The organism is Nostoc sp. C057, from assembly GCF_013393925.1.
Taxonomy (GTDB): domain Bacteria; phylum Cyanobacteriota; class Cyanobacteriia; order Cyanobacteriales; family Nostocaceae; genus Nostoc; species Nostoc muscorum_A.
Genome location: NZ_CP040281.1, coordinates 5891147 through 5904978 on the forward strand (window position 1 = coordinate 5891147; position 13832 = coordinate 5904978).

Consider the following 13832-nt stretch of genomic DNA (forward strand, 5'->3'; position numbering starts at 1 on the left):
CTTAACCGAGCAGTATTGATATTCACTCTAATTCATATTATTGTTATGCAATACCAAATAATTTTGAGTAAAAGAATAGCAGAGTAAAAATTTATGAAACTTATCCTCACCTTACCTTTAAAATTATACTTTAATAAAAGTTGCCCATCTCGTTATGCCAAAATAAATTAAACTTAGATGCAGGCTCAAGAAAAAATCGGTATTGTTTTAGCAACCTATAATCCTCAGCTTGAATATTTTCAGAAACAGATCCAGTCCATTCAAAATCAGACTTGGTGCAATTGGGTTTGTCATATTGTTGATGACTGCTCGCAACCTGAATATCAAACTGCAATGCAAGAAATTGTTGGCAATGATTCACGGTTTATTTTTCATTTTCATAGCGATAATCTTAAACATTACTATAATTTTGAAAGGGGTTTGGAATACTGTATTCAAGACCACACAGTTACAGCCATAAGCTTCTCCGACCAAGATGATATTTGGCAGCCAGAAAAGCTAGAAGTATTGCTAAAAACTTTACGCGCTGAACACGCACTATTGGTTCATTCTGATTTGGAGTTAATAAACAGTGATGACCAAACTATCAATCCTTCTACTTGGGATTTTGAAGGACGTAATCCCGAAAAAACGACGGTAGAATTGTTACTACTTCGTAATGTCGTGACAGGATGCTCTTTGTTATTTTCTAGTTCTCTAGTTCCTTATATTCTACCCTTTCCCCAACAAGATGAAATTGGTTGGCATCATGATTGGTGGGTAGCATTGGTGGCAATTCAAAAAGGTAAAATTTCTCATATTCGCCAACCATTAGTCCGCTATAGGCTTCATAGTTGCAATGCAGTAGGAGCAATGCAAAATGCTGGTAATTTTTATACTGAATTTATGCTCTGGTTCAGTAAAAAATATAAAATTAGAGGTAAAAGCTATATAATTCATTCTAAGTTGAGTAAAGTGTTTCAGGCTAGATTTTACCACCAATTAGATTCAAATTGGTATAATCCTTTTGACGATAGGCAATTAGATTTTGGTTTGGGCATTCTTAAGCTCTGTTACCAAAGTTTAAAAGCTGGATATCATTCTGAAGGTATAGCACTACGAATTTTGATTTTTAAAATTTTATTCGATATTCAACGAGTTCAAAATTATATCTTCAAGGTGTTGCCCAGATTTAAAATGAATAAGAGCAATATCCCAAAAAAATGAATCAGCAAAAACCTATCTCAGTATCGATTATTTTAGTTAACTATAATGGGGTAGATATTCTACCTGATTGCTTAAACTCTATACAAAAATTTATTGATATACCTAACCATGAAATCATTCTTGTAGACAATGCTTCTAGCGACGGCAGTGTTGAATTAGTTGAGGCAAATTATCCCCAAATTCGCTTAGTTAAACAGCTAGAAAATAGAGGTTTTGGAGCAGGGAATAATGCAGGTGCAAAACTTGCTAGTGGAGAATTCTTATTTTTATTAAATACTGATACTGTACTTAATAGTAATATTATACCGCCTTTAATTGAATTGATGCAAGCAGACCCACAAGTAGGAATTATTGGCCCAAAACTGCTAAATCCAGATGGAAGCTTACAAATTTCTGTTTCGCCAGCATTAGGAATTAAGGGTGAATATCAAGCTCGTCAGCTTCATAAAGCTTATCAAAATATCTCTCAGCAACATTTGATTGAACAGAAATTTCAAGAAATTCGAGAATTCGATATTGTTGTAGGGGCTGCTTTTTTTATTCGCTCAAGTTTATTTCATGAATTAGGCGGATTTGACGAAAATTTTTTCATGTATTTTGAAGAATCAGATTTATGCCAAAGAGCGCAATATCAAGGATATAAAATTATCTACATGCCTCATGTATCTTTAATTCATTTGAAAGGATATTCGATACAGAAAGCTGCAAATTTAATGGCGATTGAATATAGACGTAGCCAACTTTATTATTATCAAAAGCATCGTCCTGTCTGGGAACAAATCATATTACGTCTATATCTTTTTTATAAATTTTTTGGCGAATTTATAACTACAGCTAATCCTAACAGTCTAAAAATTATTGTTTTGTTACTTACTATAAAAAAAAATGCCGTTAAAGTATCTGTATCTAATTAATAATATAGGGATTTTATTATGCCCATACTGGCAAATCTATCTTTCGCTCCGGCACAGCCGACAGGTTGGTTAAGTTATAGCTTGAATTTATTAAAAGAACTAAAAAATTTAGATATTGATGTATTAAGTCCAATAGAAATTTCTGGAATTAAATGTCATCAATCACCATCAGGTATGACAACAGATTTTGGTATGAAAGGGAACTTAAAGCGTCTGCTATGGACACAATTAAAACTGCCAAGTCTTTATAAACAGATGAAGTCTACATTATTATTTTCTCCGATCCCAGAGGCTCCTTTATTTTCTTCCTGCCCTTATGTTGTTACTGTTCATGATTTAATTCCTTTAAGATTTCCACAATGGTTTTCCATAACACAGCGACTTTATTGTAGTTATTATATTCGTGCTGTAATACAACAATCAAAACACGTTATTTGTAATTCAATGGCAACGGCTCAGGATTTAAACAGTTTTTTGGGAGTTTCTGAAGAAAAAATCACTGCGATTCCACTAGCGTATGATATAAAGAATTTTCTTTGCTTGGATTTATCCACACAAAACTATTTCCTTTATTTGGGACGGCATAATCCTTACAAAAATCCTGAACGTTTAATTACCGCCTTTGCCGCACTGCCTAATTACAAAGATTACGAATTGTGGTTAGCAGGGCCGACTGACGCACGTTACACCCCAAGTTTAATAGCGCAAGTTGCAGAACTAGGCATAACTAATCAAGTCAAGTTCCTAGATTATATTCCTTACAGCGAATTGCCAAAAATCATCAATGAAGCGATCGCTCTGGTTTTCCCCAGTCTCTGGGAAGGCTTTGGTTTACCTATCCTCGAAGCAATGGCTTGTGGTACTCCCGTCATCACCTCCAATCTCTCCTCCCTACCAGAGGTTGCTGGAGACGCGGCGATTCTGATCGATCCATACAACACTGGAGAAATTACAGAGGCGATGCAGGCGATCGCAACTGATTCGGGTTTGCGATCGCACCTTTCTAGCCAGGGTATCACTCATTCCCAACAATTCAGTTGGGAAAAAACAGGAAAAGCAACCGTCGAAGTGTTATCCCGGTACATGTAAAATAATACCGTTGAGTAAGGCAGGGACTTAGAGAACGCAGGAACGCGGAGAATAACAAATGAAAAATGAAAAATCCCTATGAAAGCACTAATTCTCTCTGGTGGAAAAGGTACACGCCTACGTCCCCTTACTTATAGCGGAGCCAAACAACTCGTACCAGTTGCTAATAAACCTGTTTTATGGTATGGCATTGAAGAAATGGTCGCTGCTGGGATTACTGATATTGGTATTATCATCAGCCCGGAAACTGGAGCAGAAGTCCAAGGGAAAACCGGAAATGGAGAATACTTTGGAGCAAACATAACATACATCGTACAAGAGCAGCCACTCGGACTTGCTCACGCCGTCCAAATTGCCCATCCGTTTTTAGAAAATTCTCCCTTTGTCATGTACTTGGGCGATAACCTAATTCAACTAGGTGAATTACGTTACTTCCTGCAACAATTTAGCCAACAACAGCCAGATGCTTTGATTCTCTTGCGTTCAGTTGCCAACCCTAGCGCCTTTGGTGTAGCTGAGGTAGATGAGACAGGACGGGTATTACAGTTAATTGAAAAACCCAAAGTTCCTCCTTCAAATCTGGCATTAGTAGGGGTTTATTTCTTTTCTCACCTCATCTTTGATGCGATCGCAAATATCCAACCTTCTGCCAGAGGCGAACTAGAAATCACTGATGCTATTCAATACCTAATTAATCAGGAAAAGCAAGTTTTAGCATACAATCTCAAAGGTTGGTGGTTAGACACTGGTAAGAAAGATGACTTGTTAGAAGCTAACCGATTGATTCTCGATACCTATCTGATAGCATCAGTTCTTGGCGAAATCGATGCCCAAAGTCAGATTATTGGACGAGTCCAAATCGGTGCAAAATCTAAAGTAATTAACTGCACAATTCGGGGGCCAGTAGTCATTGGTAGCAATTGTCATTTAGAAAACTGCTTTATTGGCCCTTATAGTAGCATTGCCAACAATGCGACACTCATTGATACTGATTTAGAACACAGCGTGATTTTAGAAGGCGCTAAAATTGCCGGAATTCATCAGCGCATTATTGATAGTGTCATTGGGCAACGGGCACAATTGACTCTTGCACCTCGCCGCCCCAAAGCCTTGCGATTTCTAATTGGCGATGACTGTCAAATTGAACTAACCTGATTTAATTGTTGAAAAGAGGAAAAGCCACGGTCGAAGTGTTACCTGCTAGCTGTAAAATACAAGCATTAAATTACTCTCACAATTAAGGGACTTGCGTAAAAATAAAGTACCAGTAAACCGAGTTTCGACTGCGCTCAACTCTCGATGGCTGAGGGTTGAGCGCAGTCGAAACCCGTCTAGTTGGGATACTATTAACCCGCAGATCCCTAACACTGTGGTGGGTTACTCGAAATAATATTGATGAGTATTGTACATACCAAAATTCCCGAAGTTATACAACTCGAACCCAAAGTATTTGCAGACGATCGCGGGTTCTTTTTTGAAGCCTACAACGATCGAAAATTTGCCCAAGATACTGGTATTATTACCAACTTTGTCCAAGATAACCACTCTTGCTCTAAACAAAACGTTTTGCGGGGATTGCATTACCAAATTCAACAACCCCAAGGTAAACTTGTCCGAGCTATTGTTGGCACTATCTTTGACGTAGCTGTAGATATTAGAAAAAGTTCAGCTACCTTCGGTAAATGGGTGGGTTATGAACTCAGTGCTGAGAACAAACGTCTACTGTGGATACCACCAGGCTTTGCTCACGGGTTTCTTGTGCTTTCAGAAATAGCCGAAGTTCTCTATAAAGCTACAGATTACTACGCACCCCAAGGCGATCGCACAATTCTATGGAACGATCCAGATTTAGCAATAGATTGGCCCCTGAGTGCGCCACCGATTTTATCAGCTAAAGACCAAGCCGGGAAACCTTTGAGAACTGCTGAAGTATTTGATTAAGTAGTAGTCATTGGTCATTGGTCATTGGTCAGATACGCAGCTTCTTGCTATACCCTAAGCTTACTTTTATAGTGTGCGGAAAAACTTTGTCTTTCATCGAACTAATTCAAACCACGTTAAAGAGTGGGCGTGGCTTCTCTTGGACAAATGACAAATGACAAATGACAAATGACTAAATCAATTTTGCTGATTGGTAGCAACGGTCAAGTGGGTAAGGAACTAGAACAAATCGTCTCAAGCTATGGCGATGTTACCTCAGTAGCACGCCCAATAGTAGACCTTGCCCAACCCGATAACCTCCGCAATTTTATCAGAGCAAAGCAGCCGCAAATCATTATTAATGCTGCTGCTTACACTGCTGTAGACAAAGCCGAAAGCGAACCCGAACTTGCGATCGCTATTAATGCTACTGCACCCCTGATTATTGCCCAAGAAAGCCAAAAATTAGGAGCTTTTCTAATTCATATTTCGACCGATTATGTTTTTGATGGTAATGGGTATCGTCCTTACCAGGAAACCGATGTAACTAATCCCTTGAGTGTTTATGGTAAAACCAAACTTGCTGGAGAAGAAGCAATTCGGGAAACTTGCGCCCATCACCTCATCCTCCGCACTGCTTGGGTTTATGGAACCTTTGGCAAAAGTAATTTTGTCAAAACCATGCTGCGACTAGGTGCAGAACGCCAAGAACTTCGTGTTGTTGCCGATCAAATTGGTAGCCCGACTTGGGCGCAAGATATAGCCACAGTCATCGCCCAGACGATTCCTCAGTTAACCTCAGAAATTAGTGGCACTTATCACTACACTAATAGCGGCGTTGCTAGCTGGTATGACTTTGCAGTTGCCATTTTTGAAGAAGCCCAACAGCTAGGCTTCCCTTTGAAAGTTGAACGTATTGTCCCCATTACAACTGCCGAATATCCAACACCAGCCAGTCGCCCAGCCTATTCTGTGCTTGCTTGTGGGAAAATTTCTGCAATTCTAGGGACTTATGCCCCTCATTGGCGACAAAGACTTCGGCAAATGCTTAGGGATTTGAAAATTGGGAATGAAGATTAGGGGAGAGGTGACAGGTGACAGGTAATAGAAAATAATCTATACCCTGTAACCTGTAACCTATTCCCTTCTTCACTACCCATTCCCTATTTCCTTTGACTTTTTAATACTCCCGTTTCATGTTGTATTGGCAAAACATCTAAAATATCAGTTTGGGAACAATATTTTAAATCATCTAGACAGTCAAGACGCAACAATCGTTGTCCGTGACTAGCTTGGTGGAATAATCCTAATAAGTTATCTTGCCACTGAGAGTAAAGAGCGATCGCACCAGCCACTTCATCGTTACCAGCTAGTTCTTCTGGTGACAACTGTGTTTGTTGTAAAATGCTATGAGCGATCGCACCCGCACAAACTGTATCCTCTAAAGAAAAACTACCTTCCCAACCGGAACCGACAATCCACACTGTCTCTGGTTGTTTTTCTAGGAGAAATTGCACTACCGCCGCCCGGTTAATCAAGGCAGCTGCTAAGAGATTTGGGGAGTCTTGTACCCGTTGTAAAGCACGAGTGCCATTAGTGGTACTGATAAACAACCGTCGCCCCTGCACTAATTCTGGTGTGCAATCGAGGGGAGAGTTACCCAACTCAAAGCCAGGTACTTTCGCGCCACCGCGTTCTCCAGCTCGCAGCCGTTTTTCAGCGGGCCATTTTTCGCTAACTTCAACTAACTTGTCTAAATCGCTGAATACTTGTACAGCTTCGCCTCCAGCTGCCAAAACTGTCGCTATTGTGCTAGTAGCCCGCAAAACATCGACTGCGATCGCACATTCTGGCGCTTTACCCGTTGGAGTCAATTCAGGAGTGTGGTATACAAATAGCTTCACGTGCTGGATACACCTGCTTTAATACAACTTCCGCAAATAACATTCTACCCAGTTGGTGACACTAACTATAGTTACAATTACTCTCAGGGATTTTTTTAGCATCAGAATGCACTATGCAACCCATTCAATATATAATAAACACTCAAAAAGTCTACTTTTATGCTTATAGACTTTCAGACTTACTGCATTATCCTGTAATCTAAAACAAGAACAGACTTTCTAAAACTGTATTTGGCATTCCAAGTTAGCACCACTACACATACTGACTAACCTTGCCAAACAAAAACCGAAATTTTCACCTCCACTCCGCTTATCCAAAATCTCAAATCGAAATCGCTATGGCACCTTTACCCGACTACCGCCCTAAACAACTATCTTTAGGCCCCTTGGAAGCGGAAATTTTAAATATCATCTGGGAACTTGGTTCAGCCACAGTCAAGGATGTACACGATCGCATTTTGACCGATCCCAACCGCGAATTAGCCTATACTTCTGTCACCACAGTTTTACGTCGCCTCACTGATAAAGGTTGGTTAGCCTGCGATAAAAAAGAGCGGGCATTCTATTGGCGGCCAATGCTGAGTAAGCAGCAATCAGATGTCATCAAAGCTCATGAGCAGTTACAGCGATTTCTAGCGGTGGGGAACCCCGATGTTGTTGCAGCCTTTGCTGATAGTCTGGATGAAGCAGCTAGTGAGCAAATAGCAGCGATCGCCAAACGGATTCAATCTGCACGCCAAGCCAGGGAGGAAAAATGATGCATCTGATAATGATTTTGAATTCTTTGGCAGTTGCCTGGTGGTTAAGATCCGCTTGGAATCAACACCAAGGTAATTGGAATCTGCGGTGGCAGCGATCGCTATTTTTGTTCCTCTTCCCCCCCTTACTAATTTTCATGACTGCGATCGCTGTGCTGTTCATGGGGCCTCAAGGACAAATGGGCGGGATGTATACAGGCTCAATTAGCTATTTACTAGCATTAATTTATTTGGCATTTTTTGCCATTTCATGTATTAAACTTGCCTTCCAAGGTTGGCAATCTGTAGAATCTGCCCGTAACTGCCCTCTAGTGAATGTTGGCGATAGACGAGCCAGACTACTGCAAACGGGCGCGTTGTTTGCAGGTCAAATCGGTTTTTGGCAACCAGAATTAGTGGTTAGTCAAGGATTAGTGCAAACTCTCTCCCCGGCTCATTTAGAAAGCGTTTTAGCCCATGAGCAAGGGCATCACCATTACAGGGATACGTTCTGGTTTTTCTGGCTGGGTTGGGTGCGTTCCTGCACTGCATGGTTGCCGAATACAGAGCCTTTGTGGGAAGAACTGTTAGCTTTGCGCGAACTCCGTGCTGACGGTTATGCAGCATTGCAGGTAGATCCTCTGGTGCTAGCAGAATCACTTTTATTAGTAGTTAGTAGCGGCCCCGTCTTATCAGAAATTTGCTGTGCTGCATTAGGTTCCTCTGGTGCAGATCGCTTAGAACAAAGAGTAGAAGCTTTATTAGCACCACCAGAACCAACCACAGAAGCTAAATTGCAATCTTGGCATGGCTTTCTGTTGGCATTCCTGCCTTTACTGACTGTGATATTTCATAGTTAATAAAGTAATTTGACCTAAATAATACAATTATGAAGTCAGTGAATTAACATTGTACTGACAACTATCGCATCTATTCAAAACGCAAATATCGACGCGATCACTTACTGTTCCCCAAGTACTAAACAGGAGGTAAGCGATCGCTGTTTTTTGGTTCTGTAGTTAACAAGCAAGTGATATCTGGTCGCAGTAAAATCGTTTAAGACGAGGCACTAACTGATTTTTCCAGCAATGAGCCAAGTCTTTTAGTTCAAGAGTAAAAACAGTTGCATCTGTGTAAGGGTGGGCAACAACAATTAGTGCATGACTAATTTCCAGATTGTAAAAGTTCCGAACTGCCTTGACTTGGGCAGTTACTTGCTCTAACTTATTACCGAGAAATGCTAACTCAGAAACAGCCTGTGTGCTGGATGTCCACTCAATTACATGAAGTATTCCATCGTATTTGCCCATAAAATCTAGCTTGGCAGCATAAGGTAAAATTCCTTTCCAAGGAACTACCTTTTCTACAAGGTGAACTGCACTAATTTTTTCTAAAACTGGTTCTATGCTACGTCGATAAGCCTTAATGCGATCGCAGTAGTGCGCCAAAGGCTGATTATTAAAGTGCTGCTCCATCATTTTATGAAAAGATGCTCCCTCAGTACGATTTCTATACGCAATCCAATCTGATTCTCGTTTATCTAGATTTTGCTGCCGTTTTGGAACAGTGGTAGTTTTCTTAGACCAAGTGGTATTAAACACTGTGCCTATAGCCGGACGAAGTTTTCCGTCAAATTCATCCTGGTAAAAGGATAGACCATTAAGCGAAATGGGACGTTGAAGATTTAACTCCAGTTGCTTATATTCTTCCAGTTTTTGCGTGAACGAGGATAAAGGCTGAAAAAGTCCAGATATATTCTGCTGTTGGTGATTCATGTTTTTGATGTTTAAAATATGAACTTTCCCTGATTCGTCAGAGCTAAAGGATCTATCTTTAGGCAGTGATGCTCTCAGTTGGAGATTCACTATCAATGCGTGGAGTTGTAGGAAACTCAGCATTTAGGCTAAACAGAAATATACCCCGGTAATTGAGGAAGGATGAAATGTACCCGCACTTAGATTACGTGAGTAAACAGCCACATTCATGACAGCACAAAGTAATGCTGCTATTTTGGAAGAACTTATGAAAATTTTAATGTTAGCCGTTTTGACAAAAAGCTAACAAAATCCATTTGTTAGTTTCACTTATTTTGTTAGCCGTTTTTTTATTTGCTCTACTAGCTGTTTACGTTGTTTGGAAGATAATTTTGTATAGCCATAAGAATCAACGTTGGGATCTCCCTTCATCACCCATTGGGCTGCCTTTCGCCCGTCATCAGTAATTCTTATATGCGTACTGTACTTAGGAGCCGCTATATTCTTATACTTTCGAGGTAAATTTTTATAATTATTGCGGATAATCAAGCCCCGATTTTCTAGTCTCTTGAGAGAGCGAGACAGGTCAGAACGGTCAGATGATGTGTATTCATCTGAGCTTTTATTCTCAATATTTTTCTCATAAAATTCTGATGGATGAAGCCACCACGGAAATCCCAAGTCATCAATCTCAATATTTTCCTCATTTACTATTTGCATCCGAAACTCCAAAACGCTCAAAATTCTTTTTTGTAAACGGCTGAGTTTTCGAGTTGCTTTTCTAACTTCTGGACTGTCCAAGCATTTTGGTAACTGCTTAACTGGAAACACTGAGTCTTGTGTATCAACCAAGTTGGCTATTCTGTAACCTAAGTAAGTAAGTTTGATTGCTGTGGTGCGCTTAGGTGGGGGAGTATCCGTAGATAGCCGAGGCTCACAATTGTAATTATTCCGAATGATTAAACCACGATACTCTAAATTTGCTAGGGATTTAGACCAAGAAGCTCGCTTGGATGCTGACCATTCTGATCCTTGTCCAAAAAATTTACAAAATGTCTCTCTATTGTTTCCTGGCTTCCAAGAAAATCCCCATATACTGGCTTGTCTAAACCATTCTGGTCTGTGAGATTCTTTTGCTACTGAATACCAAATTTTTACCTGATCCAATACAACAAGCAAAATTAATTTCTGTTGAAGACTAAGTTTTTTCGCAGCCGTTTTAGCTTCTAAACTATTTAGGTCTTCGTTCCACTCTGGTAAATTCACAGCAAATTAGCCTCCATACAGGTTGCTCTGTTGGATATTTTGGCACAACTGTATTGCTACTTTTATACCCTGTACCCCTGAATGATAAGACTTTGGATTACTTTGAACTAACAATCAGTGCGAGGAGATCACTTCTACTTGCTCATCTATTTTTCAACAACTTCAAAAGTGCTTTTACTAAATACTCATACTGCTCTAAAGTATTGTAAATCTGCGCCGAAATCCTTACCAACAGCCGAGGTTGTTCTTGCCACGGCATCACCTGCACTTGAATACCAAACTTATCAAACAACTCATCGTGTACAGATATAAAATCACGGTTTTCCAAAGTCGTAGGCATTGGCACAACTGCCATTGAACCAATCATCTCCTCTGGACAAAGCGGCTGCACTTCTAACGCTTCACAAAGTAGCCGTCTTCCCTGCAACACTAGCTGATGATTTTGCTGTCTCAATTCTGTCCACCCACCAGGTAGCAACGAACCCATAAAAGCGATCGCTTCTGGTACACACATATAAGCTGTAGGATCGTCTGTACCTGTCCAATCAAATTCCAACTGGAAGCGGCTTTTATCAGTGCGTGGCGAATTTGTCCCGTGGCTAATTGTCAGAGGACGAATTTCTGACTGTTTATCTCGCCGCACATACAAAAATGCTGCCCCTTTGGGCGCACACAGCCATTTATGACAATTCCCGGTGTAATAAGTTGCCCCAATCTCTCGCAAATCGAGAGAAATCATTCCAGGCGCATGTGCCCCATCAACTAATGTATCTACACCCCGTTGTTGCAACTCTTTCGCCAACTCTTGAATCGGGAAGATTAGCCCTGTCTGGCTAGTAACATGATCCAAAAGTGCTAATCGGGTTTTTGGTGAAACTCGCTCAATTACTGCTGCAATTACTTGCTGTGGCGAGTCAATCGGGAAAGGAACTTTTGCCACCACCACCCGCGCACCAGTGCGACTGGCAATAAAATCAAGTGCATTGCAGCAAGCATTATATTCGTGGTTGGTTGTAAGTATTTCGTCCTCTGGTGAAAACGTCAGCGACCTTAACACCGAATTAACGCCAGTCGTCGCATTGGGTACAAATACCAAATCTTGTACATCAGCACCCACAAACGCCGCCACCTTACTTCTGGCATCATCTAGCAGAGGTTCCCACTCCCTACCAAAAAAGCGTAAGGGTTCATGTTCTAACTGCGATCGCAATCTTTGTTGAAACTCCAGCACTTGTTTAGGACAAGCACCAAAAGACCCATGATTCAGAAACGTCACAGTCGAGTCAAGCGACCATAAGTCTCTAATGGATAATCTAGAATCCAAAATTTAAAATCCAAGATTGATAAACTCCCCAGGCTGGATTCGAACCAGCGACCAATCGATTAACAGTCGATCGCTCTACCACTGAGCTACTGAGGACCACTCACGATTTATAATAGTAGGGCTAAAAATAAGATTTGGCAAGTACTTTCGCCAATATTTTTTTTAGATGCTTAATTTAGATAATTTTTGCAGCCAAAATCCATTCAGTAACTTAAGCAGAGACTCTTAAATACTAGATAATCTACTGTAATCCCATTCGTAATTCAGCCAGACGTTGCCGTGCTTTAGCATCAATAGCATTAGCTAAAAATCTACTCTTCGATTGTTTGCGCGTATGATACTTTTGTCGCATCCGGCAGACAGTAGCTTCCACTTCCCCACAAAGTTGTTGCGCCGACAACCATTCAGCCCCATAACCCTGTATCATCAACTGCTGCGCCCGATCTGATGTAGCAACAATCACACGAGAAATTAAAGATTGGGCTATTTGGTGGCGAAAAGAAGCACAGGATTTTTCAATGTAAGTATCCGCCGTCTGCCCAAAATCAGTGTAATAAACTGATAAAAGCTCAGTGATTATTTCTTTATTGCTAGAAGAATTCTGATATTGGGCATCAAAAACAATCTGAGTTGTATAACCTTGAAACGCACTATAACCAGTCATTGCTTCCACAAGTTCGCCCCGTGCGGCCTCTAATCCAACGCTATCACGCGTTTTTTTAAGGCAAGGCCAAGCGCCTATTATATTGTAGCCGTCCACTAACAAAACGGCTTGGAGTAAGGAACGGGGCATGGTTTTTAATCACAATTTTCTAGAGTTAACAAAATTCATTCATAAGTTTTATAATAATTGATGCATTGTCTGTAACACTATGCTACACAGAATAAAAAATACGGCAACCTCATAAAACTACAACCTAAGATAGACGCACCAACTTAAAACGCGCCTTTATTTAAAAGGCGCGTTACAGTTCTTTCTTAGTAGTATTCAGGAGTGCTAAGTACAATTCATTGTACTTATTCACTCAGCACTCAATTAAGAGGCTTCGCTGTGTACCTCCATCAGACGTTGTTTAAGGCGTTGGGCTTCACCTTTATCTACCAGAGAGCCTTTTTCTAGCAAAAAAGCGCCGTCACAGTAATTTAACTCGTCTAATCGATGTGTTACCCACAAGGCTGTTATCCCTCGACTTTTGACAAGGCGACGGACACTAGCAACTAAATCTAACTGGCTATCTGGATCTAGTAAGGCAGTGGGTTCATCTAATAATAAGACTTCACAGCGACGGGCGATCGCACCTGCGATCGCCACTCGTTGTTTCTGTCCCCCAGAGAGTGCATAAATAGGTCGTCGTTGGAGGGTAAGCAAATTCACCGCTCCCAGCGCCTCCTCAACCCTGGCTCTAGTGGCAGCAGGTGGCAACTTTTCTTCCACCAATCCAAAAGCCACATCAGCACCAACCGTTGGCATCACTAGTTGATGGTCTGGATTTTGGAAGACAAAGCCAACGGGGTGTAAAACCCGAATTTCGCCAGATTCAGGAGCCAATAACCCCGCCAGCAGTCTAAGTAACGTTGATTTTCCACTGCCATTTGTACCCAAGAGCATCCAAAACTCACCCTTGGGTACTTCTAAAGAGCAAGATTTGATAACTTTCTCTCCATTTGGCCAACTGAAATTTAAATCCTTGACCTCAATGCCCACTTGAGCCATTTGT

14 protein-coding genes and 1 tRNA gene are annotated in these 13832 nt (G+C 40.9%); 8 read left to right on the plus strand and 7 right to left on the minus strand.

The window, feature by feature from the left end; genetic code table 11:
• The first annotated feature begins 177 nt into the window (after window positions 1-177).
• From FD724_RS25325 to rfbD, 6 genes are all read left to right on the plus strand, one after another.
• A complete protein-coding gene (locus FD724_RS25325; RefSeq protein ID WP_179074493.1) occupies window positions 178-1206 on the plus strand; it encodes a glycosyltransferase family 2 protein in 1029 nt (342 codons plus the stop codon).
• Window positions 1203-2120 carry a glycosyltransferase family 2 protein gene (locus FD724_RS25330; protein WP_179074494.1) on the plus strand — a complete coding sequence of 306 codons (918 nt, stop codon included), beginning with the start codon at window positions 1203-1205 and terminating at the stop codon, window positions 2118-2120. Before FD724_RS25325 ends, FD724_RS25330 begins: the two co-directional genes overlap by 4 nt.
• Before the next feature lie 18 nt (window positions 2121-2138).
• Window positions 2139-3209 carry a glycosyltransferase family 1 protein gene (locus FD724_RS25335; RefSeq protein WP_179074495.1) on the plus strand — a complete coding sequence of 357 codons (1071 nt, stop codon included), beginning with the start codon at window positions 2139-2141 and terminating at the stop codon, window positions 3207-3209.
• A 78-nt stretch (window positions 3210-3287) separates the two neighbouring features.
• Window positions 3288-4364 (plus strand): glucose-1-phosphate thymidylyltransferase, encoded by a 1077-nt coding sequence (locus FD724_RS25340; RefSeq protein WP_179074496.1) that lies wholly within the window; start codon window positions 3288-3290, stop codon window positions 4362-4364.
• Window positions 4365-4604: 240 nt separating this feature from the next.
• Entirely contained in the window at window positions 4605-5150 is a 546-nt protein-coding gene (rfbC, locus tag FD724_RS25345; protein WP_179074497.1) for a dTDP-4-dehydrorhamnose 3,5-epimerase, read from the plus strand.
• Between the two features lie 168 nt (window positions 5151-5318).
• A complete protein-coding gene (gene rfbD, locus FD724_RS25350; RefSeq protein WP_179074498.1) occupies window positions 5319-6209 on the plus strand; it encodes a dTDP-4-dehydrorhamnose reductase in 891 nt (296 codons plus the stop codon).
• An 83-nt stretch (window positions 6210-6292) separates the two neighbouring features.
• Here rfbD and FD724_RS25355 read toward each other — a convergent pair whose 3' ends face one another.
• On the minus strand, window positions 6293-7033 hold the full coding sequence (locus tag FD724_RS25355) for a 2-phosphosulfolactate phosphatase family protein (RefSeq protein WP_114082773.1): 741 nt from the start codon (window positions 7031-7033) through the stop codon (window positions 6293-6295).
• Window positions 7034-7371: 338 nt separating this feature from the next.
• Between FD724_RS25355 and FD724_RS25360 the strand changes: the two genes are divergently transcribed.
• Window positions 7372-7791, plus strand: a complete 420-nt coding sequence (locus FD724_RS25360; RefSeq protein WP_094329782.1) for a BlaI/MecI/CopY family transcriptional regulator — start codon at window positions 7372-7374, stop codon at window positions 7789-7791.
• Window positions 7791-8630, plus strand: a complete 840-nt coding sequence (locus FD724_RS25365; RefSeq protein WP_179075625.1) for a M56 family metallopeptidase — start codon at window positions 7791-7793, stop codon at window positions 8628-8630. The genes FD724_RS25360 and FD724_RS25365 overlap by 1 nt, the downstream gene beginning before the upstream one ends.
• Before the next feature lie 159 nt (window positions 8631-8789).
• Here FD724_RS25365 and FD724_RS25370 read toward each other — a convergent pair whose 3' ends face one another.
• From FD724_RS25370 to FD724_RS25395, 6 genes are all read right to left on the minus strand, one after another.
• Window positions 8790-9545, minus strand: coding sequence for a hypothetical protein (locus tag FD724_RS25370; RefSeq protein WP_179074499.1), 756 nt, complete (start codon window positions 9543-9545; stop codon window positions 8790-8792).
• A 309-nt stretch (window positions 9546-9854) separates the two neighbouring features.
• On the minus strand, window positions 9855-10790 hold the full coding sequence (locus FD724_RS25375; protein WP_179074500.1) for a hypothetical protein: 936 nt from the start codon (window positions 10788-10790) through the stop codon (window positions 9855-9857).
• Between the two features lie 142 nt (window positions 10791-10932).
• The gene (locus FD724_RS25380; protein WP_218651477.1) at window positions 10933-12114 is read right to left on the minus strand and encodes an aminotransferase class V-fold PLP-dependent enzyme; all 1182 of its coding nucleotides are present in this window, start codon (window positions 12112-12114) and stop codon (window positions 10933-10935) included.
• 24 nt (window positions 12115-12138) lie between these two features.
• Window positions 12139-12210 (minus strand) — tRNA-Asn (locus FD724_RS25385).
• Window positions 12211-12355: 145 nt separating this feature from the next.
• Window positions 12356-12907 (minus strand): NYN domain-containing protein, encoded by a 552-nt coding sequence (locus FD724_RS25390; RefSeq protein WP_114082779.1) that lies wholly within the window; start codon window positions 12905-12907, stop codon window positions 12356-12358.
• Window positions 12908-13150: 243 nt separating this feature from the next.
• Window positions 13151-13828 (minus strand): ABC transporter ATP-binding protein, encoded by a 678-nt coding sequence (locus tag FD724_RS25395; RefSeq protein WP_114082780.1) that lies wholly within the window; start codon window positions 13826-13828, stop codon window positions 13151-13153.
• Window positions 13829-13832: the final 4 nt, after the last annotated feature.

What these genes read in the sequence shown, in the direction of transcription:
- FD724_RS25365 (WP_179075625.1), top strand. Translation starts at nt 7,791, where the DNA reads ATGCATCTGATAATGATTTTGAATTCTTTGGCAGTTGCCTGGTGGTTA.
- rfbC (WP_179074497.1), top strand. Translation starts at nt 4,605, where the DNA reads ATGAGTATTGTACATACCAAAATTCCCGAAGTTATACAACTCGAACCC.
- FD724_RS25330 (WP_179074494.1), top strand. Translation starts at nt 1,203, where the DNA reads ATGAATCAGCAAAAACCTATCTCAGTATCGATTATTTTAGTTAACTAT.
- FD724_RS25370 (WP_179074499.1), bottom strand. Translation starts at nt 9,545, where the DNA reads ATGAATCACCAACAGCAGAATATATCTGGACTTTTTCAGCCTTTATCC.
- rfbD (WP_179074498.1), top strand. Translation starts at nt 5,319, where the DNA reads ATGACTAAATCAATTTTGCTGATTGGTAGCAACGGTCAAGTGGGTAAG.
- FD724_RS25360 (WP_094329782.1), top strand. Translation starts at nt 7,372, where the DNA reads ATGGCACCTTTACCCGACTACCGCCCTAAACAACTATCTTTAGGCCCC.
- FD724_RS25395 (WP_114082780.1), bottom strand. Translation starts at nt 13,828, where the DNA reads ATGGCTCAAGTGGGCATTGAGGTCAAGGATTTAAATTTCAGTTGGCCA.
- FD724_RS25335 (WP_179074495.1), top strand. Translation starts at nt 2,139, where the DNA reads ATGCCCATACTGGCAAATCTATCTTTCGCTCCGGCACAGCCGACAGGT.
- FD724_RS25340 (WP_179074496.1), top strand. Translation starts at nt 3,288, where the DNA reads ATGAAAGCACTAATTCTCTCTGGTGGAAAAGGTACACGCCTACGTCCC.
- FD724_RS25325 (WP_179074493.1), top strand. Translation starts at nt 178, where the DNA reads ATGCAGGCTCAAGAAAAAATCGGTATTGTTTTAGCAACCTATAATCCT.
- FD724_RS25390 (WP_114082779.1), bottom strand. Translation starts at nt 12,907, where the DNA reads ATGCCCCGTTCCTTACTCCAAGCCGTTTTGTTAGTGGACGGCTACAAT.